Source organism: Chitinophagaceae bacterium (assembly GCA_030053935.1).
GTDB lineage: Bacteria > Bacteroidota > Bacteroidia > Cytophagales > JASGCU01 > JASGCU01.
In genome coordinates, this window is sequence record JASGCU010000036.1 from 1 (window position 1) to 22,550 (window position 22,550).

A 22,550-nucleotide genomic window follows, 5' to 3' on the forward strand; every position below is an offset into this window, starting at 1 on the left:
TATTATCCACAACACCCGATTGATGAAAACTTCAAATTGCAAGGACAGGACGCAGATTGGTTAGATAACTTCGGGAATTTATGCCTGATTAGCGGTAGTAAAAATTCACGTTTGAGTAATTATATGCCTGCTGCAAAAAAAAATCATTACACAAGCCAAACAATAGACAGCATAAAACAACGCATTATGATGGAATATGAACAATGGGACACAAATGGTACAAACAACTATAATGAAATTGAAGAACACAGCAAAAAAATGACTGGGATACTTACTTCGCCAAGCCCAAAATAGTTATATACAATATGATAACCCATAAAATATAACGTTGTATTAGCAAATTAAGTCGTACATTTGCAATAATAATTAAATAAAAAACTATATCAAGTAAAAATCATAAAAAAAGTTCTTTTCACAAAAATATTGCATTTTAAAACTATTGATAATCAAACAGTTCCAAAACTACAAGCGTATCAAAAATGCCTTTTCAGACACTCTCATTAAATTTTCATTTGCTCCAAAATAGTTGAATAGTTGAGTTTAATATCGTTTATTTTTAGTTCCATTATAATTATTATCATTATGAAATACTTATTATATATTGCAATATTATTATTCGTAGGGGCTTGCGGTCATAAAAATACCGAACAGATATTTTATTCCGATGCAGTGAAAAGAGCATCGGAACAAGAAATAGAAAAAGTAATAGAATCTTTTATTCTAGCGAAAGATAGTAGCATTATAGAGATTCCACCTGGTTTTTATGATATAAAAACGCCTCTTATTATAGACAATAAAAAAAATATTACTATAAGGGGTAAAGGGATAGAAGAGACAGTTCTTTCTTTTAAAAACCTTACCTCGGGAGGAGAAGGAATAAAATTAGTAGGAAAAAATATTCTCATAGAAAAACTCACCGTAGAAGACGCACCAGGTGACGGAATAAAAGCACAACAATGCGATACTATTACTTTTAGAGAACTCTACGTCACTTGGACAAACGGAAATAAATCCAAAAACGGAACGTATGCTATTTATCCCGTGCAGTGTAAAAATGTATTAGTAGATAATTGCATCGCTGCCCATTCCCGAGATGCAGGAATATATGTAGGACAATCCGAAAATGTAATAGTAAAAAACTCAAAAGCTTTTGGAAACGTAGCCGGAATAGAAATTGAAAACTGCGATAATTCTGAAGTTTTTGATAATTTCGTATATGAAAATGCGGGAGGAATTTTAGTATTCAATCTTCCAGGTCTCCCAAAATCTGATGGAAAAAACGCAAAAATATACAGAAATAAAATAATATCCAATAATCACGAAAACTTTGCTGTTCCCATAAGTTCCGGTCCCAACGGAAATACCGTTACTCTTATTCCGCCCGGTTGTGGAATTATTCTTTTAGCCGCAAAAAATATAGAAATATTCGAAAATATAATCCATAATCATAAAACAATAGGCATATCCATAGCAAATTATTTTATTACGGGTTTTCCCTCCGAAGCACCAAATTGGTCTCCTTATACTTTTGATATTTTTATCCATAATAATGAGTATAAAAGAGAAAACTTTTCCATACCCGATTTTTCAAAAGAATTAGGAAAACTCATTCTTTTTTATAACGCACACGGATTTGCAAAAAGTCAAGATATTGTCTACGATGGTTTTTGGGATAAAAATATAAAATCCGACATCCAAAACAATCCCATGAATATATGTATCCAAGAAGATGCAATGGATGAACTTCGTTTCACAAGATTTGACCTCTACGGCGGAGCTGATAACATAAAAAGTTATAAAGAATACGCACCTTTTCTATGCAAAAAGTAATTTGTTTTGTCTTTGTTACTTTATTCATTGGATGTAATACATTAGATAAGAAAAAAACTTATACAGAATGGATACCTCCCGAAGTAGATATACATCTTTTAAATTTTGAAGTTTTCCCTTTAAAAAAACTATCAGAATACGGTTTTTTTAAAGGAAAATTATCAGACCTTTCCCCAAAAAAAGGGATTATATTGTACCAGCCCTCTTCTTCTCTTTTTAGTGATTATGCTTTCAAAAAAAGATTTCTATGGATACCCAAAAACGAAAAAGCAAATATAATAGAAAATGATTCCGAAGGAAAAATAGATTTTCCCAATAAAACAATTCTCATAAAAAATTTCTATTACCCACACAACTTTCAAAAACCAGAATCCGAAAAAACTATTATAGAAACCCGCCTCTTTATCAAATACAAAGAAAAATGGAATGCATATACCTATATTTGGAACGAAGACCAAACTGACGCACAATATAAAATAGTCGGAGGACAAAAAAAAATAGATTGGATAGATGTACAAGGAAATATTCAAAATACTACCTATATAATCCCGAACCAAAACCAATGCAAAAACTGTCATAATGAAGATGAAGCCCTCGTTCCCATTGGTGTAAAAGCACAGTATTTAGAAAATATTCTTCCAAAACAAACAGAAACACAACTGGAACATTGGATACGAATTCAATATCTAAACCATCCCAAAAATAACAAAAACTACCCAATAGTATGCAATTATGAAGATAGAAACATTGCAGTAGAAAAAAGAGCAAGAGCATATCTGGATATAAATTGCGGACATTGTCACAATCCATCAGGATCAGCAAGTACCTCAGGACTTTTTTTATATTATAAAGAAAATAATAAAAGTAGATTAGGTATTTTTAAAACTCCGGTTGCAGCAGGACCAGGAACGGGGCCTTTTACCTTTGATATTGTTCCAAAAAAAGCAGATAAATCCATACTTCTCTATAGAATGAATTCTAAAGAAATAGGAATCGCAATGCCAGAAATAGGAAGAACAGTAATACATACAGAAGGAGTTGCTCTGATAAAAGAATGGATAGATAATATGATGATTGATAATAACCCAAAAGAATAAGGATATCTACACAACAAAAAAACCTATACAAAATTGCATCTGCATGCTAAAAATTGTATAGATCTATATGTACATTTTTGGGTGATGGGTTGTAAAGTGTGATCCCGCTGGGATTCGAACCCAGGACCACTACATTAAAAGTGTAATGCTCTACCTGCTGAGCTACGGAATCTTGCACTATATTTTTTTTTAAATAATATTTTTTACAATTTCACATATAAATATTATTGTATGTGAACAAAATGATGAAATATTTTATTTTACTATGTTTCATAATTTCAATAATACAAAATTAGTTTTTTTTTTATAATTATCAAAAATATGAATATTTTTTTTATTTTCATTCGTTTTTCTGTATCATTTTTTTTGTTTTTCGTTATTTTAAATGTTTTTTCTCGTTCTCCCGATGATTTATTAAAAAAAGCTGATTCTCTTTTTCAAAAAAATAAATATACAGAATCTATTATTTTATATGAAGATTTGTTTTTTAATCATAAAATAGCCTCCTCGCAAATGCTTTTAAAGATGGCTTATATAAAAGAAAATCTAAAAGAGTACGATTGGAGTTTATTTTATTTAAATACCTATTATACTATTACTAAAAAAGATGTAGTTTTCAACCAGATACAAAGTATTGCAAAAAAAATGGGATACTTGGGCTATGAAAGATCAGATAAAGATTATTTTTTACATCTTTTTTCTTTTTATAAAGAGAAAATCCTCATATTTGTTGTATCTATAATGTTTATTTTGTTACTCATACAGTTTTTTATTCGTTACAAACAGAAACACTTACCTATTGGATTTTTAATGGGACATATATTTTTCGCCGCAGTTATAGTTTTTCTATTAACATATCCCATTCATGAAGAAAGGGCTATTATAAAAGAAAAATCCGCTTATATAATGAATGGTCCTTCAGCAGCATCTTCTTTGGTAGATAAAGTTTCCAATGGACATATAATACAAATTTTAGACAAACAACCTATATGGAGCAAAATAGTATGGAATGGTAGAGAAGTTTATATAAAAACAAATTCTTTGCTCTTTTTGTAATTATTCGGATGAAACTATATTCAATAACAGATATATCGTATACCATTTTTGTTTTTATGAGGGTGTCCGAAAAATTCTTTTTACACAAATATTTAATTTTAAACCTATTGATAATCAAAGAGTTACAAAACTACAAACGTGCTAAAAGCGACTTTTCGGACACTCTCCTCTCATTGCACTTTTAATAATTTTTAATACATTAATAAATAATTTTTTAATTTAACAAACATATAATGAAAAAAAATTTTCTCATATTATTTTTGTGTATAAACTTTTCTTTGCTTGCCCAAGAGTATTTTCCGGTCAATGGGGTAGCAGATAAGAGATTAGATTTATACGCATTTACGAATGCGACTATTGTAACAGATTCTCGCACTTCGTTAGAAAAAGCTACTTTAGTAATCCGAAATGGATTTATAGAATCTGTAGGAACAGGAACTGTAATTCCCAAAGGAGCTATAGTAGTGGATTTGAATGGTAAATACGTATACCCTTCTTTTGTAGAACCATATTCTAACTATGGTATGCCGGAGGTAAAACGTAATCCTTTCAATTGGTTTGCACCACCACAATTAGATGCAAAAAGAGATGGTCCCTTTGGATGGAACGATGCCATAAAAACGGATTTTAATGCTGCCGATAATTTTAAACCTGATACTAAAGCCGCTGAAAAATTAAAAAAAGCAGGATTTGGAACAGTATTAACTTTTAGAGCAGATGGAATTGCACGTGGTACCTCCGCTTTGGTAACATTAAACGAAGCACCGATACAAGAATTGGTATTAAAAACAAAGGTATCTGCTCATTATGCCTTTGATAGAGGAAGCAGCACCCAAGAATATCCAAATTCTCTTATGGGAATGGTAGCACTTTTAAGGCAGACCTTGTATGATGCTGAATGGTATAAATCCCCTCTTAATAGAACCCAAACGAATCTTTCTCTTGCATCTATCAATGAAATAGGTTCTCTTCCACAGATATTTGAATCTGACCACAAAGCCCGCACTATCCTTGCAGATAAAATCGGCGATGAATTCAAAATTCAATATATCATAAAAGGAGCAGGTGATGAATACCAAAGAATACAAGAAATAAAAAAAACGGGAGCATCTTTGATTATTCCTGTAAATTTTCCAAAAGCTTATGATTTAGAAGATCCTTATAATGCTATAAATGTTGCCTTTTCACAGATGAAACATTGGGAATTAGCACCTACGAACCCTGCCGTTTTAGCAAAAAATACTATACCTTTTGCTTTTACCAGCAATGGTTTAGAAGATGTAGCACAATTGCTACCCAATATTCGTAAAGCAATAGAGCACGGGCTTTCTGAAGAAAACGCTCTCAAAGCTCTTACAGAAACTCCCGCTGCTCTACTGAAAGTAGATGATAAAGTAGGTTCTATAAAAGCAGGTAAATTAGCTAATTTCATCATCACTTCCGGAAAAGTATTTGATGAAAAAACCACTCTTTATGAAAATTGGATTCAAGGAAAAAAATTTACTATCAATGATATGAACCTGGCAAATTACGCAGGAAAATACAAATTGAATGTAAATGGAAATATGTATAATTTAGAAATAAGTGGAAAACCAAGCTCTCCTCAGGGTAAAGTGAAAAAAGATACTCTCCTCTTAGAAACAAAACTTACGGTGGACGGAGCTACTATCTCTTTGAGTTTTCAACCCGAAAAAGGAAAAGAAGCAAAAATACGACTCTCGGGATGGTCTTCTGGTAAAGATTTCAAAGGAAACGGACAATTAGAAAATGGAGATTGGATACAATGGAACGCTTCTTTTGATAAACCATTAGACGAAAAGCAAGATGAGAAAAAAACAGAGAAAAAAGAAAATACACTCGGAAAAGTTGTTTTTCCCTTCTCTGCTTTTGGAAATGAGGAAATTCCTACTCAGAACTCTTATCTCATAAAAAATACCACTGTATGGACAAGTGAAGAACAAGGTATACTCAAAAATACTGATGTTCTTGTTCAAAATGGAAAAATTACTCAAGTAGGACAAAACATAACCCCTCCCACCAATACTACTGTTATTGATGGAGAAGGTAAACATTTGACCCCAGGGATTATTGATGAACATTCACACATTGCTCTTTTTACCATAAATGAAGGTTCACAAAATAGCTCCGCAGAGGTCCGAATGGAAGATGTTATAGATGCCGAAGACAGAGACATTTACAACCAATTAGCCGGAGGAGTTACAGCCGCACAGCTTTTACATGGGTCTGCAAATCCTGTTGGAGGGCAATCTGCTCTTATCAAACTCCGATGGGGAGTATCTCCACAAGACCTGCTCATCAAAGGTGCTGATGCATTTATAAAATTTGCACTTGGTGAAAACGTAAAACAATCGAATGGCTCCCCCTCTCGCAGTGTTCGTTTTCCGCAAACAAGAATGGGGGTAGAGCAAGTATATGTAGACCTTTTTACTCGTGCCAGAGAATATGAAAGCGAATGGAAAAAATATAATACAAACCCTGCTAAAGCAACTATTTCTCAACCAAGACGTGATTTAGAGTTAGAAACCATTTTGCAAATACTGAACAAACAACGGTACATCACCTGCCATAGTTACGTTCAAAGCGAAATAAATATGATGATGAAAGTAGCAGAGCAATTTAACTTTCGTATCAATACTTTTACTCATATTTTAGAAGGGTATAAAGTTGCTGATATTATGGCAAAACACGGGGCTGCAGGATCTACTTTTTCCGACTGGTGGCAATATAAATATGAAGTCCGAGAAGCAATACCCCAAAATGCTGCACTGATGATACTTGCCGGGGTGAATACCTGTATTAACTCTGATGATGCAGAAATGGCAAGACGACTCAACCAAGAAGCAGCCAAATCTATAAAATATGCTGGTATAGATGAAGTAACTGCTTTTAAAATGGTAACTATCAATCCCGCAAAGATGCTCCACATAGATAAAATAACCGGAAGCATAAAAGTAGGAAAAGATGCTGACCTGGTATTATGGACGGAGAATCCCCTTTCTATCTATGCAAAAGTAGATAAAACCTTTGTAGATGGAATTATATACTACAGCACAGAAAAAGATGCAGAAGCAAAAAAATATATCCAATCAGAAAGAGCAAGAATAACCGCTAAGATGAAAGATGTAAAAGCGGGAGGAACTTCTACTCAAAAGCCAACGGGACAATACAAACACCGATGGGATTGCGAAGAAGAAATACAATATGATATGAACGAAAAGTAATTTTTTATAACAATACTTACTAAAATAATAATGAAGAAAATAATTTTTATAGTAATTTTTTGTGCTATATACCAGAGTTATGGACAGGTGCCCGAGCCAGTAAAAGCTCAACAAAAAGGCATAGCCCTCATGAACGGAACAGCACATATAGGAAATGGTACGGTGATTCAAAACTCCGTTGTCTTATTTGAAAAAGGAAAACTCGTAGCAGTAGCAGATGCTCCTTCTATAAAATTAAGCCTAGATGATTATGATAAGATAAACGTAGCTGGAAAACATATCTACCCTGGACTTATACTCCCCAGCACAAATTTAGGATTAGAAGATATATCCGCTGTAAGGGCAACTCGTGACTATGAAGAAGTAGGAGATTTTAATCCGAATGTTCGTTCCGTAGTTGCATATAATACAGATGCAGAAATGATTGCTACTTTTCGGTATAATGGGATTCTTTTAGCACAGGTAGCGCCTTATGGTGGTGTTATTGGAGGAACTTCTTCTATTATGGCATTAGAAGGATGGAACTGGGAAGATGCTGCCTATTTGAAAGATGATGCTATTTATATGTATTGGCCTCAAAAAACATTCCCCCCCCGTTGGTGGATGAGCGAAACACAACCTCGTGCTAATCCTGATTACAAACCAACAGTAGAGGAAACAGAGAAATTTTTTATTGATGCCAAATCCTATCATACTGCTGATAAAAAAGATGCTACCAATATTAAATTCGAAGCGATGAAAGGGATTTTTTCCGGTGAAAAACGCCTTTGTATCTATGCCAATAAACGAGACCAAATTATAGAATCCATTCAATTTGCAAAGAAAATGGGGGTCACTAAAATTGTCCTCGTTGGTGCGTCCGATGCAATCTATACAATAGATTTTTTGAAAGAAAATAATATATCCGTCCTCCTTACCAGTGTGCATAGATTACCTTCCCGTGAAGATGAAGAAGTATACCTCCCGTATCGCCTCCCTTCTATTCTTCATAAAGCAGGTGTTTTAGTCGGATTAATGTATGACGACGACCTCCACCATAATAGAAATCTTCCTTTTTTTGCGGGAACAGCAGCAGCTCATTCGGATGGAAACCTTTCCCAAGAGCAAGCATTATCTCTCATAACCTCCAATACTGCTAAAATTCTCGGTATAGATAATAGAACAGGAACATTAGAAGTAGGAAAAGATGCAAATATAGTTGTATCTGAAGGAGATATACTCGATATGAAAACATCAAAAGTAACACACGCTTTCATTCTCGGAAAAAAATTAAATTTAGACGGAAAACAACAAATGCTCTACGAAAGGTTTAAAAAGAAATACGAAGGAAAATAATATATTCCCAATAGAAAAGACAGATACAACCCATAGCTCACGATTTAAATTGTGAGCTATATTTTTTATAAATTTTTCATTCCGAAAGGATTTATATAAGATAATTTTCTTTCCTTGTTTCTGATTCATTTATAATTTTATTGTATTGTAATTGCCTCTGTCAGATTTATTTTTTAATGGTTCTACAAACATGATACTATCGCAAATTAAAAACGGAAAAAACGAATATTTTATTTTACAAATACTACGATATTGAAGTTCATTTTATTTTTATTTGTTTTTAGGCGTATTCTAAAAACTGATCTTCTATTATAAATAACTATCTAACTGGGTGGTTTACATTTTATTGCCTTATACATTATTCTACTTTTTAACTTCTTTTTTTCTAAAATATTTTTATTTTCTTCACTGTAATAACCTTTATTGCTAATACTGTTGTTTGAGGTGAGAAGTTAGATTTTTACTGGTACAACCTCTAAATTTTTAGTATTAGTTTCATTTGTTGGTGTTGTATGTACATCCAAACCTAAATTTTTTTCTACTATGCTATGTGTTTTATAGCCATAGTACATTTCATTACTTTTTAAACCAAGCTCCCTCTACATGAAAATCTATTTTAATTGTTACGTAGTTTTTTTACTTCATTCTACTTTGTTATAGATTCTGCTATCTCAATATTTTTTTTTTCTCTTAATTTTATTTACCAAAATATCAAATGCACCTTTATTATATAGTATTGCACAGAATCTACTTATTCTTGAGTGGTCAGGAATATTTAATTCTATAGGTGTTCCAATAAAACTGGTAAAACTTATAACATTGTTGTATTGTTATTCCAATTCATAGCCGTATTGTATTAGTGGTATTTTAAATAACCCAATTGCGAGTAATCTCCTTCTACCTTTTTAACAATTTCATAGTGAACTTTTAGTGCATTTTCTATCTTACCTCTATCTGTAATTTTATTCACTATGGATATGCAAATCTTTGTTGTTTTGTATTTATTTCCATAATTATTTATTTTGATCATGTTATTACTAAAATAAGTAAATTTTATTTTTTTATATAATGAGTCATCCCATACAATGATTCATTTTGATAGAAATGAGTAGATTTTTTTAATTTAGTTTCGCAACGGTCTAAACCCATAGAGTAGAGTATAAATCATAATTATAAAAAGAATGTATATTGACCAATATTATAATTTATTTAATTTATTAATTTAATTTTTTATCACAATGCTATATTACACATTCATATATTGTCTAATAGACAAGGTCAAAAAAAAAGTAGAAGGTATATTTGCTATGGCACAGAGAACAATATCTTTATTTTTTATCTCCTATATTACATGTTTAGAAAGTATTTTTTTGAGAAAGGATCACTTTGTAAAAGAATTTACAAAAATACCTTTGATAGGAGTAGTAATCATGGGGTGTATTACTTATGAAAGCAATTCACAAACTACTACAGATTCTGATGGGGACGAACTTATAGAGATAGTGTACATAGAAGATTTAGATGCTATCAGATATAATCTCACAGGTACTTGTAGTTCATTTTGTAGTGGTTATGAGCTAACGAGAAATTTGGACTTTAATAACCCATCTTCTTATAGATCGGGAAGTGTAAATACTTCTTACACTACGGGAAGTGGATGGATTCCCATTGGAACTGCTACTATTGTTGCACAAAACATACAAGGAAATTTCTTTGATGCTGTCTTTGAAGGAAATGCTTATACCATAAATAATCTGTATATAAATAGAAGAACTACTAATATTGTAGGTCTTTTTGGAATCACAGGCACTACTACTACTATAAAAAATCTATGCCTCAGAAATGTCTCTGTCTTAGGCAATGATTTTGTTGGTGGATTAGTGGGATATAATTTTGGTGGAGTAATAGATAAAAACTGCGCTACAGGATATGTTGATGGTAATAATAATGTGGGCGGATTGGTGGGTGTCAATTATATTTATGGAGTAATAAGTCAAAGCTATGCTACGGGATCTATCTCGGGAGATTCTCTTGTCGGAGGGTTGGTGGGATCAAATCCTGGTTCTCTCACAGAATCAAATATTCGTGGAATAATAACTCAAAGTTATGCTACAGGAGATGTCTCGGGTTCTACTTTTGTCGGAGGATTGGTAGGAATTAACATTGGATATATAGACCATACCTATTGGAATAAAAATGCTACCCAAACAGAAAATAGAATGCCAAGAGGTAATAATGCTAAATTAGGAATAGGTACAGATATAAGTAGTTCTTATGTTTATATAAAAGGATTCACTCTTGCTGCTCTGCAAAGCCCTACCGGATTAGAAACAGACAGCATTCGAGAATTAGGACCGGGTTTTGTATATATACCAGGACACTTACCTGCAATCCATACAGGAGCAAGATTATCCCTAAATAACGTATCCTTTACTCAGACAACACCAAGTATTACTAATATAGGAGATAGCGTAGCAATAGAAAATCTAAAGCAGGGAACTGTTACTACTCGTGCTACTGTCATTTTAGATGGAATCCATTTTACAGCTGATGTTATAGATGAAACCAACATAACATACCCTTATACCATTCAATACATTGAAAATGGAACAGGAATAGGTATTATAGGTAGTCAGAATATAGAAATACACTTTACTGATATAGGTAATAAAACATACGGGGACGCACCTTTTTTACTCTCAGCAATATCTTCTTCGGGATTATCTGTTTCTTATTTTGCATCTAACACCCTCTTACAAATCAGTGGAAATACTTCAAGAATACAAGGAGTAGGCACTGTCAGTATTACTGCCTACATTAAAAATGATACTCTTTTTGGCTTTGCAAGTCAAATACTTACTATAAACAAGAAATATCAAAGTATATCTTTACAGAAAGCAGCTCATAGTATATCTTTTGGAGCATTAGGCACGAAAACTTTTGGAAACGAACCTTTTGTTTTATCAGCAAGATCTTCTGCGAGTTTACCTGTTGTATTTTCTGCTTCCAATACTTTAGTAACTATCAATATTAATACTGTCACTCTCAACGGAGCAGGAACGGTAAATATTATCGCTTATAGTACGGGAAACATTAATTATTTAGAAGCTTCTGAAACACAAACATTAGTTATACATGAATTTATTAAAGTTATCCCATCCCTTGCTTTTAATACTATTCCTACCCTCACCGTAGGACAAATATATCCATTGATGGCAACTTCTAATAGTTCTGCCCGCATAACTATTAATTCAAGTAACGAGAAAATAGTAAGCGTAAGTGGAACTATTCTCACCGGTACTATTGCTGCAATAGGAACAGGAACAGTCATTATTACAGCGAGTCAACAAGCAAACGCACAGTTTCATTCATCTACTACACAACAAACAGTCACAGTAATAAATGCAAATATCCTACACCATAATCTTCTTACTTTCGTAGAAAAAGGAAACCCTGCTATACACATATTTCCTAATCCCGCTCAAGATTATCTTACTATACAAAGTACAGTGAAGATAGAGGGGTATTCCGTTTATGGATTAGATGGATCTTTAGCATTAAAAGGCAAAGATTTATCCATACATATACAATCTCTCAAAAAAGGAGAATATATTTTGGTAATATATGGAGAAAGAATAGAAGTTTTGAAAGTGGAAAAGATAATAAAAGAATAGTTATGCGCCCACTCCAAAAAATCATCTTTGAAATATTTATAATTTTGTAACTATACTCATTTGATTTAATAATTACGATTATATATAAATGATAAAAAAGTTTTATTGTTTTTTTATATAACACATCAAGAACATAATATTGAGAACGATTCTGTTTTGCAAGAAATTTGCAAATCTGGAACAAAAAATTTCCTCCAAACAGACGAAGGAGTTTGAATATAATAGGATCTATAAAATCTGTAACTATAAGACCAACATATTAATAGAAAAAAAATTGTAGTGGATACTCAATTGTAGTACTATTAGAAGCAGTTAAAAATCAATATCATCAAGAGGAAACTATTTATTTAACTCTATGTAATGCACGATATCAAAATGAGATAATAGTACAGAAGGGTTCCAAAAATTCAAATCCTAAAAACTGTATCTCTTAAAAATCAATAGTTACCAACACTTTTTTTTAAAATAAATCAATTTTTAGAACCCACCTACAATTAAAACAAAATATCTTGGGATAGATTTACTGTTTTAACCACTATATACTCCAAATCTTAATTTGATAGAAATGTAGAAAATCTGTGGAAGTTTTTAAAAGGAAAGTAATGAAAATTAAATATTATGAATATTTTAAAACATTCAAAACTGCAATCGAATACTTTTTGAAAATTTTGACCATATATGATAAATTATTAACACTTTTGAGTTTTAAATTCGGAATAATTGAATAAAATTTAGTATATATTATCTTTTATCCAACGGGTTGAAACAATATGAGTCAATGTTACATTTTATAGAATAAGGATTAACTTCAGGATAATCCACTCAAATATCCAAATAACCCCTTATTCAATTGACATTAAAAAAGCTCATACTTAGAACTATGGAGTTTTTTGATTGTATAGTTAGGGTTAGAATTCTGAAAACTTATTTTCAGAACCTCCTATAATTTTTTCAATTCTACATAGTAAAGAGAATATAATTTTATTTTTAAAACATATTTTTATCTGTTTTTTTTTGAAACACTTGTTTTAAATATTTTTTTATATATTTACGTAGTATTTGTATATAAAAATATGTATTGTAAAAAATACTACACAATAATAAAAACACTTTTTAATATAGAATAAAAAATGAAATCACTTATTTTTATTATAGCCATTATAAATGTATCGCCTTGTTATTCTCAAACAGGGCAGTCAAAAAAAGTAGAAAAAATAAAAGATATATCTCATATGAAAGACGAAGATTGGAAAAAAAAATTAACAGCAGAAGAATATTACGTTTTAAGAGAAAAGGGAACAGAACGAGCTTTCACAGGAGAATATTGGGATAATCATGAAAAAGGTATTTTTTCCTGTGCAGGATGTGAATTAGATCTTTTTGATTCTCAAACAAAATATGAATCAGGTACGGGCTGGCCCAGTTTTTGGGACGTAGTAAAAAAAGAAAATGTAAAAGAAATTACTGATACAAGCCACGGGATGACACGAACAGAAGTAGTTTGTGCTAGATGTGGCGGACATTTAGGGCATCTTTTCCCCGATGGACCTAATCCTACCGGAAACAGATATTGTATAAATTCTGTATCATTAAAATTAAAAAAAAATAAAAAACAATAAATGCACTTCTCACCTTATAATAAAAAGCAAACTAACAGATTGACATATTTATGAATAAAAAACAATTTTTGCAGATAATTTTAATTTGTACGGTAATATATTTTTTGCTGACATTCTGTTTACTATACATTGAAAAAAAAAAAAATGTGTTCTTTTTCTCTGAAAAAAACAATCTCTCCTCCGAAATAAACAATCAAATCACCCAAGTGAAATATATCCCCGACAGCACTACTAATATAGACGTTCCCCCCGAACTTAATTTTGTATACAGTGCGAAAATTTCTCTCCCCACCGTAGTCCATATAAAAACAAAATATGAATTTATAGATTCCGAAGAAACAAATAATTTTTTCTTTTATTATTTTAATCTCCCCGAAAGAAAATACCAAGAAGAAGGTGCGGGTTCAGGAGTCATTATTAGTGATGATGGATATATTGTAACTAATAATCACGTGATACATAATGCCACAAATATAGAAGTAATTTTAAATGATAATAGAAGTTACACAGCAAAAATAATAGGAACAGACCCTACAACAGATATTGCCTTACTCAAAATAGATGAAAAAGAACTTCCTTTTATAAAATTTTCCAACTCTGATAAATTAGAAATAGGACAATGGGTATTAGCAATAGGAAACCCTTTTGAATATAGGTCTACCGTTACTGCGGGCATCATAAGTGCATTAGCAAGAAATATCCATATTATCCAAGATGAAAATAGATTACAAATAGAATCATTTATTCAAACAGACGCAGCAGTAAATCCAGGAAACAGTGGGGGAGCATTGGTAAATATAAAAGGGGAACTCGTAGGTATCAATACAGCAATAGCGAGTAAGACAGGAAGTTATTCAGGATATTCTTTTGCTGTTCCTTCTAATTTAGTAAAAAAAGTAACCGAAGACCTACGAAAATATTCTACTGTTCAAAGAGCTTTACTTGGCATATCTATCATAGACGTATCTGCATCACTCGCATCTCAAAAAAAATTATCTGTCACTAATGGAGTATATGTAAATAATGTACAAAAAAACAGTGCAGCAGCAGAAGCCGGAGTAGAACCAGGTGATGTTATTATTGCTATTAATAATGAAGAAGTTAAAAATGTTCCCAAACTCCAAGAGAAAATAGCTGTTAAAAGACCCGGTGAAACAGTATATGTCACCATTATAAGAAATAATAAAAAACTTTCTCTGAACATAAAATTAAAGAAGGCTATCACCCTTCTCAATAATCAAGAAGAAAATAATAATACCAATAGTATACAAATAGACGGAGGGACATTTGTTACTATATCCATGGAAGAAGCAAGACGAATAGGAAAAAACGGAGGAGTAAAATTAATAGAAATAGAAGAAGGAAAATGGATGGACGCAGGTATAAAAAAGGGATTTATTATAACAAAAATTGATAAAGAATCTGTATCTAACATACAACAACTCTCAAAAATTATTGAGAATAAAAAAGATGGAATGCTCGTAGAAGGATATTATTCTAACGGAACAAAAGCATATTATGGAATAGGCTGGTAACATAAAAATGAAAACAATAGAGTATATCCTATCCATCTTTTTTGATGTGAAAATATTAGAAAACACCTATCCCAAAGGAATAATCATTGAAAAAGATATTTTCAGAGAAGTATGCTTATTTTTAAGAGACGATGCCAATCTTTTTTTTGACCATCTCGCTTGTATCACAGCAATAGATAATGGAGTAGAAGCAAATAATATGGAAATAAACTATGTTTGGTATTCTTACCCATATAGTAATTCTCTATTAGGAAGAATTATTATTCCCAGAGAAACCAACCTTCCCAATGAAATGCAAATCCCCACCATTTCCGATATATGGAAAACAGCAAACTGGCACGAAAGAGAAATATACGACCTCTTTGGGATTTTTTTTGAGGGACATCCCGACCCCCGAAGAATCTTATTGCCAAGTGATTGGGAAGGACATCCTCTCAGAAAAGACTATAAACCACAAGAGTTCTTTCATGGACTCAAAGTTACCACCGAACATTTATAAAACGTAAAAAAATTATTACCTATACAATGAAATATTCAAAAGAAGTAAAAATTGGAATTTTAACAATAACAGCACTTTTTTTATTTTACTACGGATTTGAGTTTTTAAAAGGAGTAGAAATATTTAAATCTACTAATACCTATTTAGTCATTTATGAAAAAGTAGGAGGACTTAAAGTTTCTAATTCCATAGTTCTAAGCGGATTTGCTGTAGGAAAAGTGAGTAATATTACTATATTACAAAATTCTAATAACAACGTATTGGTAGAATTCGCTATAGATAAAAAAATAATATTGGGAAAAAATACAAAAGCAAAACTTTACAGCACTGATTTTTTAGGCGGAAAAGCCATAGAACTTATAGTACATGGTATTGAATATCCCATTAGCGAATATGACACCATTCCCGGTGAAATAGAAAAAGAAATCACCGAATCACTACAAGAAAAATCAGATCCTCTTCTCAAAAAAATAGATACCACCATCACCTCTATAAATAAGATATTCACAGGATTTGGAAATGGCGGAGAAAAAATAAATGAAAGTATAACCCATATAAATGAAATACTCATTCAAAATAAAAAACAAATTCACGAAATACTCATATCTTTACATAATACCTCTCTTATATTAGAAAAAACTATACCAAAAGTAGATGCTCTAGTTCTTGATGCCAACACATCTATGAAAAAAATAAACAATATCCCGATAGAAAAAATAGGAGAAAATCTTCTCCTCATTTCTCATAACTTAAACACTACCATTGCCCTTATAAATAAAGGACAAGGAACTATCGGAAAATTCCTTACTCAAGATGATATATACCAAAATTTAAATAACACAATCACAAATTTAGATAGCGTTTTAGTTATCCTAAGAGAAAATCCTCGGCATTACTTCGCTCCTTTTGGTAAAAAAAAGAAAAAAAAATAACTTTTTTTTCAATTATTAAAGTATACTGAGAACCATAAAAATATATTGAGAGATATTCCCATGTTTTTTTGAATTTGTTTTAATATTACCATCTTTTTTTGAATAAAAAAAACTTTGTGAGTGTGATTTTTGTAATTTTTTTAAATATTATAAAAAAATATGTAATTTTGTTTTTTGTAAAAGGTAATAAATATTATTTTGAAATATTTAAAAATACATATTATTTAATAAAAAATATCAATAGAAAGTGGATGCATTAAGTTATAAAACACAGTTTTTAAACAACGAAGAGGCAAAAGAAGGGAAAAAATGGATATTAGTAGATGCTAAAAATCAAATATTAGGAAGGGTATCTTCAGAAATATCAAAGATATTAAGAGGTAAAAAAAAACCAACTTTTACTCCTCATATAGATTGCGGAGATAATGTAATAGTTATTAATGCAGAAAAAGTAAAACTTACCGGAAAAAAAATGACCAATAAAATATATGTAAGGTATACAGGATATCCTGGAGGACAAAGATTTGCTACCCCAAGAACTTTATTAGAAAAAGATCCAAGAAAACTCATAGAAAAAGCAGTCCGTGGAATGCTCCCTAAAACACGATTAGGGAGAGAGTGTTTTAGAAATCTCTATGTATATGCAGGAGAAACACACCCACATCAAGCCCAAACACCCCAACAAATTTCTTTATAAAACTAATTTATATAAAAATGTTATCTGAAAAAACAAAAAATATAATGAGCACGGGAAGGAGAAAAACATCTGTTGCCCGTATAATAATAAAAGAAAATTCACAGAATCCGGAAATAAAAGTAAACGATAGAAGTATTGAAAACTATTTTCCATCCGATATACTAAGACTTATAGTACAACAACCGCTAACTCTCGTAAAAGAAACAGAAAAGTATTCTATAGATGTAAAAGTATACGGTGGCGGAATTAAAGGACAAGCAGAAGCAATAAGGCATGCCCTCGCAAGGGCTTTAACACTCATAAATAGTGAATATAGACCGGCTTTAAAAAAAGAAAAATTCCTTACTAGAGATCCCAGAATGGTAGAAAGAAAAAAATACGGAAAAAGAAAAGCAAGAAAAAGATTTCAATTCAGCAAACGTTAATACTTATGTTAATATTATAATAATGATAAATATAGAATATAAAAATTTATTAGAAGCAGGTGTACACTTTGGTCACCTTACGCAAAAATGGGATCCCAGAATGGCACCATATATATTCATGAAAAAAAATGGAATTCATATTATAGATCTCAATAAAACAATACAATGTTTAGAAGTAACCTCTCAAGCTATAAAAAACATAGTCACCAAAGGAGGTAAAATAATGTTTGTAGCTACGAAAAAACAAGCAAAAGCATTAGTAGTAGAAGAAGCTGAAAAACTGAAAATGCCATACGTAACCGAACGATGGATAGGAGGTATGCTTACAAACTTTACAACTGTACGAAAATCACTAAAGAAACTACAATCCATAGAAAAAACTATATCGCAAGAACAAGAATGGGATGAAAGAGTAAAAAAAGAAAAAAATAAAATAAAAAAAGATCAAGAAAAATTAAAAAAAACACTCGGAGGTATAGCAACTATGACACGGTTACCCGCAGCTCTTTTTGTTATAGATATAAAAAACGAACATATAGCAATTAAAGAAGCAAGAAAACTAAAAATACCTATTTTTGCTATTGTAGATACAAATGTAAATCCCAATGATGTAGATTTCCCTATACCAGGAAATGATGATGCTTTTAAATCAATCCAAATAATAATACAACACATATCAAACGTCATACAGGAAACAATCCAAACACAAAAAAATGATAAAGAAGCATATATGAATCAAACAGTAGAATAAAAAAATGAACATAACCGCACAAGATGTAAATAAACTAAGGCAAATAACAGGATCCGGAATGATGGACTGTAAAACTGCCCTAACAGAAGCAAATGGAGATTTTGATAAAGCAATTGAAATACTCCGTAAAAAAGGACAAAAAGTATCCAACGCTAGATCTGACAGGGAAACTAAGGAAGGAATAGTTACAGTAAGAAATAATCCAAAAAACACAGAATGTATTATATTATCTCTCACCTGTGAAACAGATTTTGTTGCTAAAAATAATGATTTTATATCCTTAGGAAATGCAATAGCAGATGCAACGTTTTCCCACAAACCAAAATCTATTTCAGAAATAAAAACTCTATCAGTTGATAAGTTTACTATTGAAGAAAAAATAATAGAACTCATAGGAAAAATAGGAGAGAAAATAGAAATATCGGACTATCAAATTCTAAATGGAGAAAAAATATTATCTTATATTCATCCAGGCAGTAAATTAGGAGTATTAGTAAAATTTTCAGGGGTACAAGGAATCCCAAATATAGATGAGATAGGAAAAGATATTGCAATGCAAATAGCAGCTATGAATCCTGTAGCTGTGGATAAAAACGACGTTTCTCAAGCAATAATAGATAAAGAAATGGAAATAGGAAAAGAACTTGCTAGAAAAGAAAATAAACCCGAAGCAATGTTAGAAAAAATAGCTCTCGGACGTCTTAATAAATTTTATCAAGAATCCACCCTACTCAACCAGTTTTTTGTGAAAGATAATACTATAACTATAAAACAATACTTGAACAGCATCAAAAAAGAACTCTCTGTAGTAGAATTTAAAAGAATATCTATAGGATAAAAAAGCGGAAGTAGCTCAGTTGGTAGAGCGCAACCTTGCCAAGGTTGAGGTCGCGAGTTCGAACCTCGTTTTCCGCTCTCCTATGGCTCGCCGAGATGGTGGAACTGGTAGACACGCAGGACTTAAAATCCTGTGGACCGAAAAGTCCGTGCGGGTTCGATTCCCGCTCTTGGTACATTTTAATACAATATATTATACTATATTTATAATTCTATATATCTATTTCTAATAGCAAAACCATTTTCAAGCGTTTAATATATATTCAAACGTTTCATAAAAGATACTTTGTTTAAAAATTTTTTCATGAAATTTTTGATGTATGCTATCCTTGTCATTCAAAAATACTAATCTTTCTCTATTTTAATTTTTTTTTGTTGACAAGCATATCAAATACTAACATTAAATAGTATATTTCTCATGTTTTAGCACTATTAATATCGGAGCGAAACTTATTCTTTGATTCATTATTTTTTTAGTGAAAAACAGATTCTATAATACATATTCGTATACTTTACAGAGAAGCATTAGATAAATGAAAATAGCAATTGTAGGTGTAACAGGGTTAGTAGGGAATGAAATTTTAAAAGTAATTAAGGAAAGAAATTGGGATAAGTACACTTTCCTTATGGTAGCAAGTGAGAGATCGGTGGGGAAGATAATAGAATACAGAGATAAAAAATATGAAGTTATCGGACTACAAAAAGCAGTAGATTTAAAACCAAATATAGCAATATTTTCTGCGGGGGGAAGTGTTTCTTTAGAATGGGCTCCTAAATTTGAAAAAGCAGGTGCTACTGTTATTGATAATTCTTCCGCTTGGAGAATGAGTCTTCTCCATAAGCTTATAGTTCCTGAGATAAATGCCCATATTCTTACTCCATCAGATAAAATTATTGCAAATCCTAATTGCTCTACCATACAAATGGTTATGGTTTTAAGCCCTCTTCACCAAAAATATACTATAAAAAGAATAGTAGTAAGTACTTACCAATCTGTTACAGGAACAGGAAAAAAAGGAGTAGATCAGCTTATGGGAGAAAGGAACTCGCTCCCCCATACAAAAATATATCCTCATCCTATAGATATGAATGTTTTGCCACAAGTAGATGTCTTTTTACCAAATGGATACACAAAAGAAGAAATGAAAATGGTAAACGAAACAAAAAAAATTCTTGACGACCAAACCATTCAAATAACAGCAACAGCTGTAAGGGTACCCTCTACTGGCGGACATAGTGAAGCAATAAACGTAGAATTTGCACAAGAATATGACTTACAAGAAGTGAAAAACATACTTTCCCAAACACCAGGACTAATAGTAATGGATAACCATATAGAAAATATTTATCCGATGCCAATTATTACCCATGGAAAAGACGAAGTGTTTGTGGGAAGGATAAGGAGAGACGAATCACTAAAAAACTCCCTTAACCTTTGGGTGGTAGCTGATAATTTAAGAAAAGGAGCAGCAACAAATGCTGTTCAAATAGCTGAATATATCTTACAAAATAATATCTTGCTCTAAAAAGAAACAAAAAAAAAGAGTGTCAAAAAATTCCTTTTTACAGAAATTGAATTTGAAACCTTTTGATAATGAAACATTTACAAAATTATGAATGTATCAAAATGGAATTTTCGAAGTGATATCAAAATATATAAAATTATCCTTTTTATTTTTAAAAATTTCAAGTAAGTTTCACATAACGATTGGGGAATGAGAAAGTTTGCTTGTACAAACTTTCAATTTTACAATGGGATTGGATAGAAGCACGAATCTCCGAATTTGTACGTCATCCCGCCTGACGCTAACGGTTAGGGCTTTGCGAAGTTGCTGTAGCCTAAAAAAATAATTAGAGGCAGCAATTTCGTAAAACCCGTGTTATCGGCTGTTCTTCTTTCTGTCATTAGGGGTTAAATTTTTCAAATGTGTTTCCATTGAACTTAAATGTTCCTTTGTCATTTGTTCCAAGCCACAAATTTCCTTGTTTGTCCTTATACATTGAAACTAAATTAACGTTATTTATGCTGTCTTTTATTGGATAATTTGTAATTTCTTTCCCATCATATTTATAAACTCCTTTTTCCCAAGTTGTCAACCAAATATTTTCGCTGTTGTCTTCTACTATGTGCGAATAGTAAATGTATTCATCTCCGTTAAATATCTTCTCGTTTCCTATTCCTGCTGTTTTTTGGTATTGTAGTCTGTCACTTTTTGCTGTCTTTTCAAAATCAAAAATATACCTATGCCAAGTATTACAAAACCAAAAACTACCTTGTTTATCTTCAAAAATTGAACGAATACCAAAACTTCCACCTTCTGGAACAATTGTCAAATCGTGTTCGTACATCCATTTTACAGATTTTCCGTCAAAACGACAAACACCCAAAACGGAAGTGCCAAACCACATTGCACCTTTACGGTCTTTATAAATGCAATAGACTTCGTATGGACTAAAAATTGTATTTTTCGTTCTTTTAGCCATTTCTTCGTGCATATAGTGTTTTGGAAATTCTAATTGAAAAAGATTTGTTCCGTCATAGCGATATGGTCCGTTTTCATTACTTTTCCCCAATATATGAAACCACAAATCATTTGGTTCCAACTTCCATTCTTTACTTTTTATGGGTTGCAAAGTTGTGAATTTCTTTCCGTCAAATTTATTGATACCTTCAAGAGTTGAAAAATAAATATTTCCAAATTCATCTTCTTGAATTTGCCTAATCCTATTGTTGCAAAGTCCGTCTTTTGTAGTAAAATTGATAATTATTTTTCCGTCAAAACGATATACACCTTTACCATCACTACCAAACCAATAGTTGTTTTTTCTATCTTGAAACACATACCATAAACGGTCGCCAAGTTTAGTTACAGTATCACCCATTGTAACCTGCTCTTCCAAAATATCAGAATTTGTTTTACTTCCTGTTGTCTGTCCATTGCAAGAAGTCAGTATGGTCAGAATGCAAAAAAATGCAAGTGTTGTTAATTTCATTGTCTGTTTGTTTATTGTGGATTGGGG

General features: G+C 31.5%; 17 protein-coding genes and 3 tRNA genes. 18 read left to right on the forward strand and 2 right to left on the reverse strand.

The genetic code is table 11. The annotated features are described in order from the left end of the window. From QM536_05255 to QM536_05265, 3 genes are all read left to right on the forward strand, one after another. On the forward strand, nt 1–294 hold a 294-nt coding region (locus QM536_05255; protein ID MDI9356416.1), incomplete at its 5' end, for a DUF1524 domain-containing protein. Between the two features lie 288 nt (nt 295–582). Further along, complete coding sequence (locus QM536_05260) at nt 583–1,830, forward strand: parallel beta-helix domain-containing protein (GenBank protein MDI9356417.1); 1,248 nt, start codon at nt 583–585, stop codon at nt 1,828–1,830. Further along, nucleotides 1,818–2,927, forward strand: a complete 1,110-nt coding sequence (locus tag QM536_05265) for an SO2930 family diheme c-type cytochrome (protein MDI9356418.1) — start codon at nt 1,818–1,820, stop codon at nt 2,925–2,927. The genes QM536_05260 and QM536_05265 overlap by 13 nt, the downstream gene beginning before the upstream one ends. A gap of 99 nt (nt 2,928–3,026) precedes the next feature. Here QM536_05265 and QM536_05270 read toward each other — a convergent pair. Next, nucleotides 3,027–3,099 (reverse strand) — tRNA-Lys (locus QM536_05270). A 149-nt stretch (nt 3,100–3,248) separates the two neighbouring features. Here QM536_05270 and QM536_05275 point away from each other — a divergent pair. The 15 genes from QM536_05275 to QM536_05345 all read left to right on the forward strand — a co-directional run bounded on the left by QM536_05275 (nt 3,249) and on the right by QM536_05345 (nt 21,055). Beyond that, entirely contained in the window at nt 3,249–3,983 is a 735-nt protein-coding gene (locus QM536_05275; GenBank protein MDI9356419.1) for an SH3 domain-containing protein, read from the forward strand. A 233-nt stretch (nt 3,984–4,216) separates the two neighbouring features. Next, on the forward strand, nt 4,217–7,225 hold the full coding sequence (locus QM536_05280) for an amidohydrolase family protein (GenBank protein MDI9356420.1): 3,009 nt from the start codon (nt 4,217–4,219) through the stop codon (nt 7,223–7,225). Nucleotides 7,226–7,255: 30 nt separating this feature from the next. Then, nucleotides 7,256–8,560 (forward strand): amidohydrolase family protein, encoded by a 1,305-nt coding sequence (locus tag QM536_05285; GenBank protein ID MDI9356421.1) that lies wholly within the window; start codon nt 7,256–7,258, stop codon nt 8,558–8,560. A gap of 1,238 nt (nt 8,561–9,798) precedes the next feature. Then, nucleotides 9,799–12,234: a GLUG motif-containing protein gene (locus QM536_05290; GenBank protein MDI9356422.1), complete on the forward strand. Its 2,436-nt coding sequence runs from the start codon at nt 9,799–9,801 to the stop codon at nt 12,232–12,234. Nucleotides 12,235–13,364: 1,130 nt separating this feature from the next. After that, the gene (msrB, locus tag QM536_05295; protein MDI9356423.1) at nt 13,365–13,853 is read left to right on the forward strand and encodes a peptide-methionine (R)-S-oxide reductase MsrB; all 489 of its coding nucleotides are present in this window, start codon (nt 13,365–13,367) and stop codon (nt 13,851–13,853) included. Nucleotides 13,854–13,999: 146 nt separating this feature from the next. Further along, entirely contained in the window at nt 14,000–15,388 is a 1,389-nt protein-coding gene (locus QM536_05300) for a Do family serine endopeptidase (protein ID MDI9356424.1), read from the forward strand. Between the two features lie 7 nt (nt 15,389–15,395). After that, nucleotides 15,396–15,887: an NADH-quinone oxidoreductase subunit C gene (locus QM536_05305; GenBank protein ID MDI9356425.1), complete on the forward strand. Its 492-nt coding sequence runs from the start codon at nt 15,396–15,398 to the stop codon at nt 15,885–15,887. 26 nt (nt 15,888–15,913) lie between these two features. Continuing rightward, a complete protein-coding gene (locus tag QM536_05310; GenBank protein ID MDI9356426.1) occupies nt 15,914–16,819 on the forward strand; it encodes an MlaD family protein in 906 nt (301 codons plus the stop codon). Nucleotides 16,820–17,066: 247 nt separating this feature from the next. Further along, nucleotides 17,067–17,516: a 50S ribosomal protein L13 gene (gene rplM, locus QM536_05315; protein MDI9356427.1), complete on the forward strand. Its 450-nt coding sequence runs from the start codon at nt 17,067–17,069 to the stop codon at nt 17,514–17,516. A 17-nt stretch (nt 17,517–17,533) separates the two neighbouring features. Then, on the forward strand, nt 17,534–17,941 hold the full coding sequence (gene rpsI, locus QM536_05320; protein MDI9356428.1) for a 30S ribosomal protein S9: 408 nt from the start codon (nt 17,534–17,536) through the stop codon (nt 17,939–17,941). A 22-nt stretch (nt 17,942–17,963) separates the two neighbouring features. After that, the gene (rpsB, locus tag QM536_05325; protein ID MDI9356429.1) at nt 17,964–18,692 is read left to right on the forward strand and encodes a 30S ribosomal protein S2; all 729 of its coding nucleotides are present in this window, start codon (nt 17,964–17,966) and stop codon (nt 18,690–18,692) included. A 4-nt stretch (nt 18,693–18,696) separates the two neighbouring features. Then, complete coding sequence (tsf, locus tag QM536_05330; GenBank protein MDI9356430.1) at nt 18,697–19,530, forward strand: translation elongation factor Ts; 834 nt, start codon at nt 18,697–18,699, stop codon at nt 19,528–19,530. A gap of 4 nt (nt 19,531–19,534) precedes the next feature. Continuing rightward, nucleotides 19,535–19,607 (forward strand) — tRNA-Gly (locus QM536_05335). A gap of 12 nt (nt 19,608–19,619) precedes the next feature. After that, nucleotides 19,620–19,705: transfer RNA gene (locus QM536_05340), tRNA-Leu, on the forward strand. A 357-nt stretch (nt 19,706–20,062) separates the two neighbouring features. Beyond that, on the forward strand, nt 20,063–21,055 hold the full coding sequence (locus QM536_05345) for an aspartate-semialdehyde dehydrogenase (GenBank protein MDI9356431.1): 993 nt from the start codon (nt 20,063–20,065) through the stop codon (nt 21,053–21,055). 379 nt (nt 21,056–21,434) lie between these two features. On the opposite strand, the gene QM536_05350 is transcribed toward QM536_05345, so the two are convergent. Further along, nucleotides 21,435–22,550: two-component regulator propeller domain-containing protein (locus QM536_05350; GenBank protein ID MDI9356432.1), on the reverse strand; the 1,116-nt coding region annotated here is incomplete at its 5' end.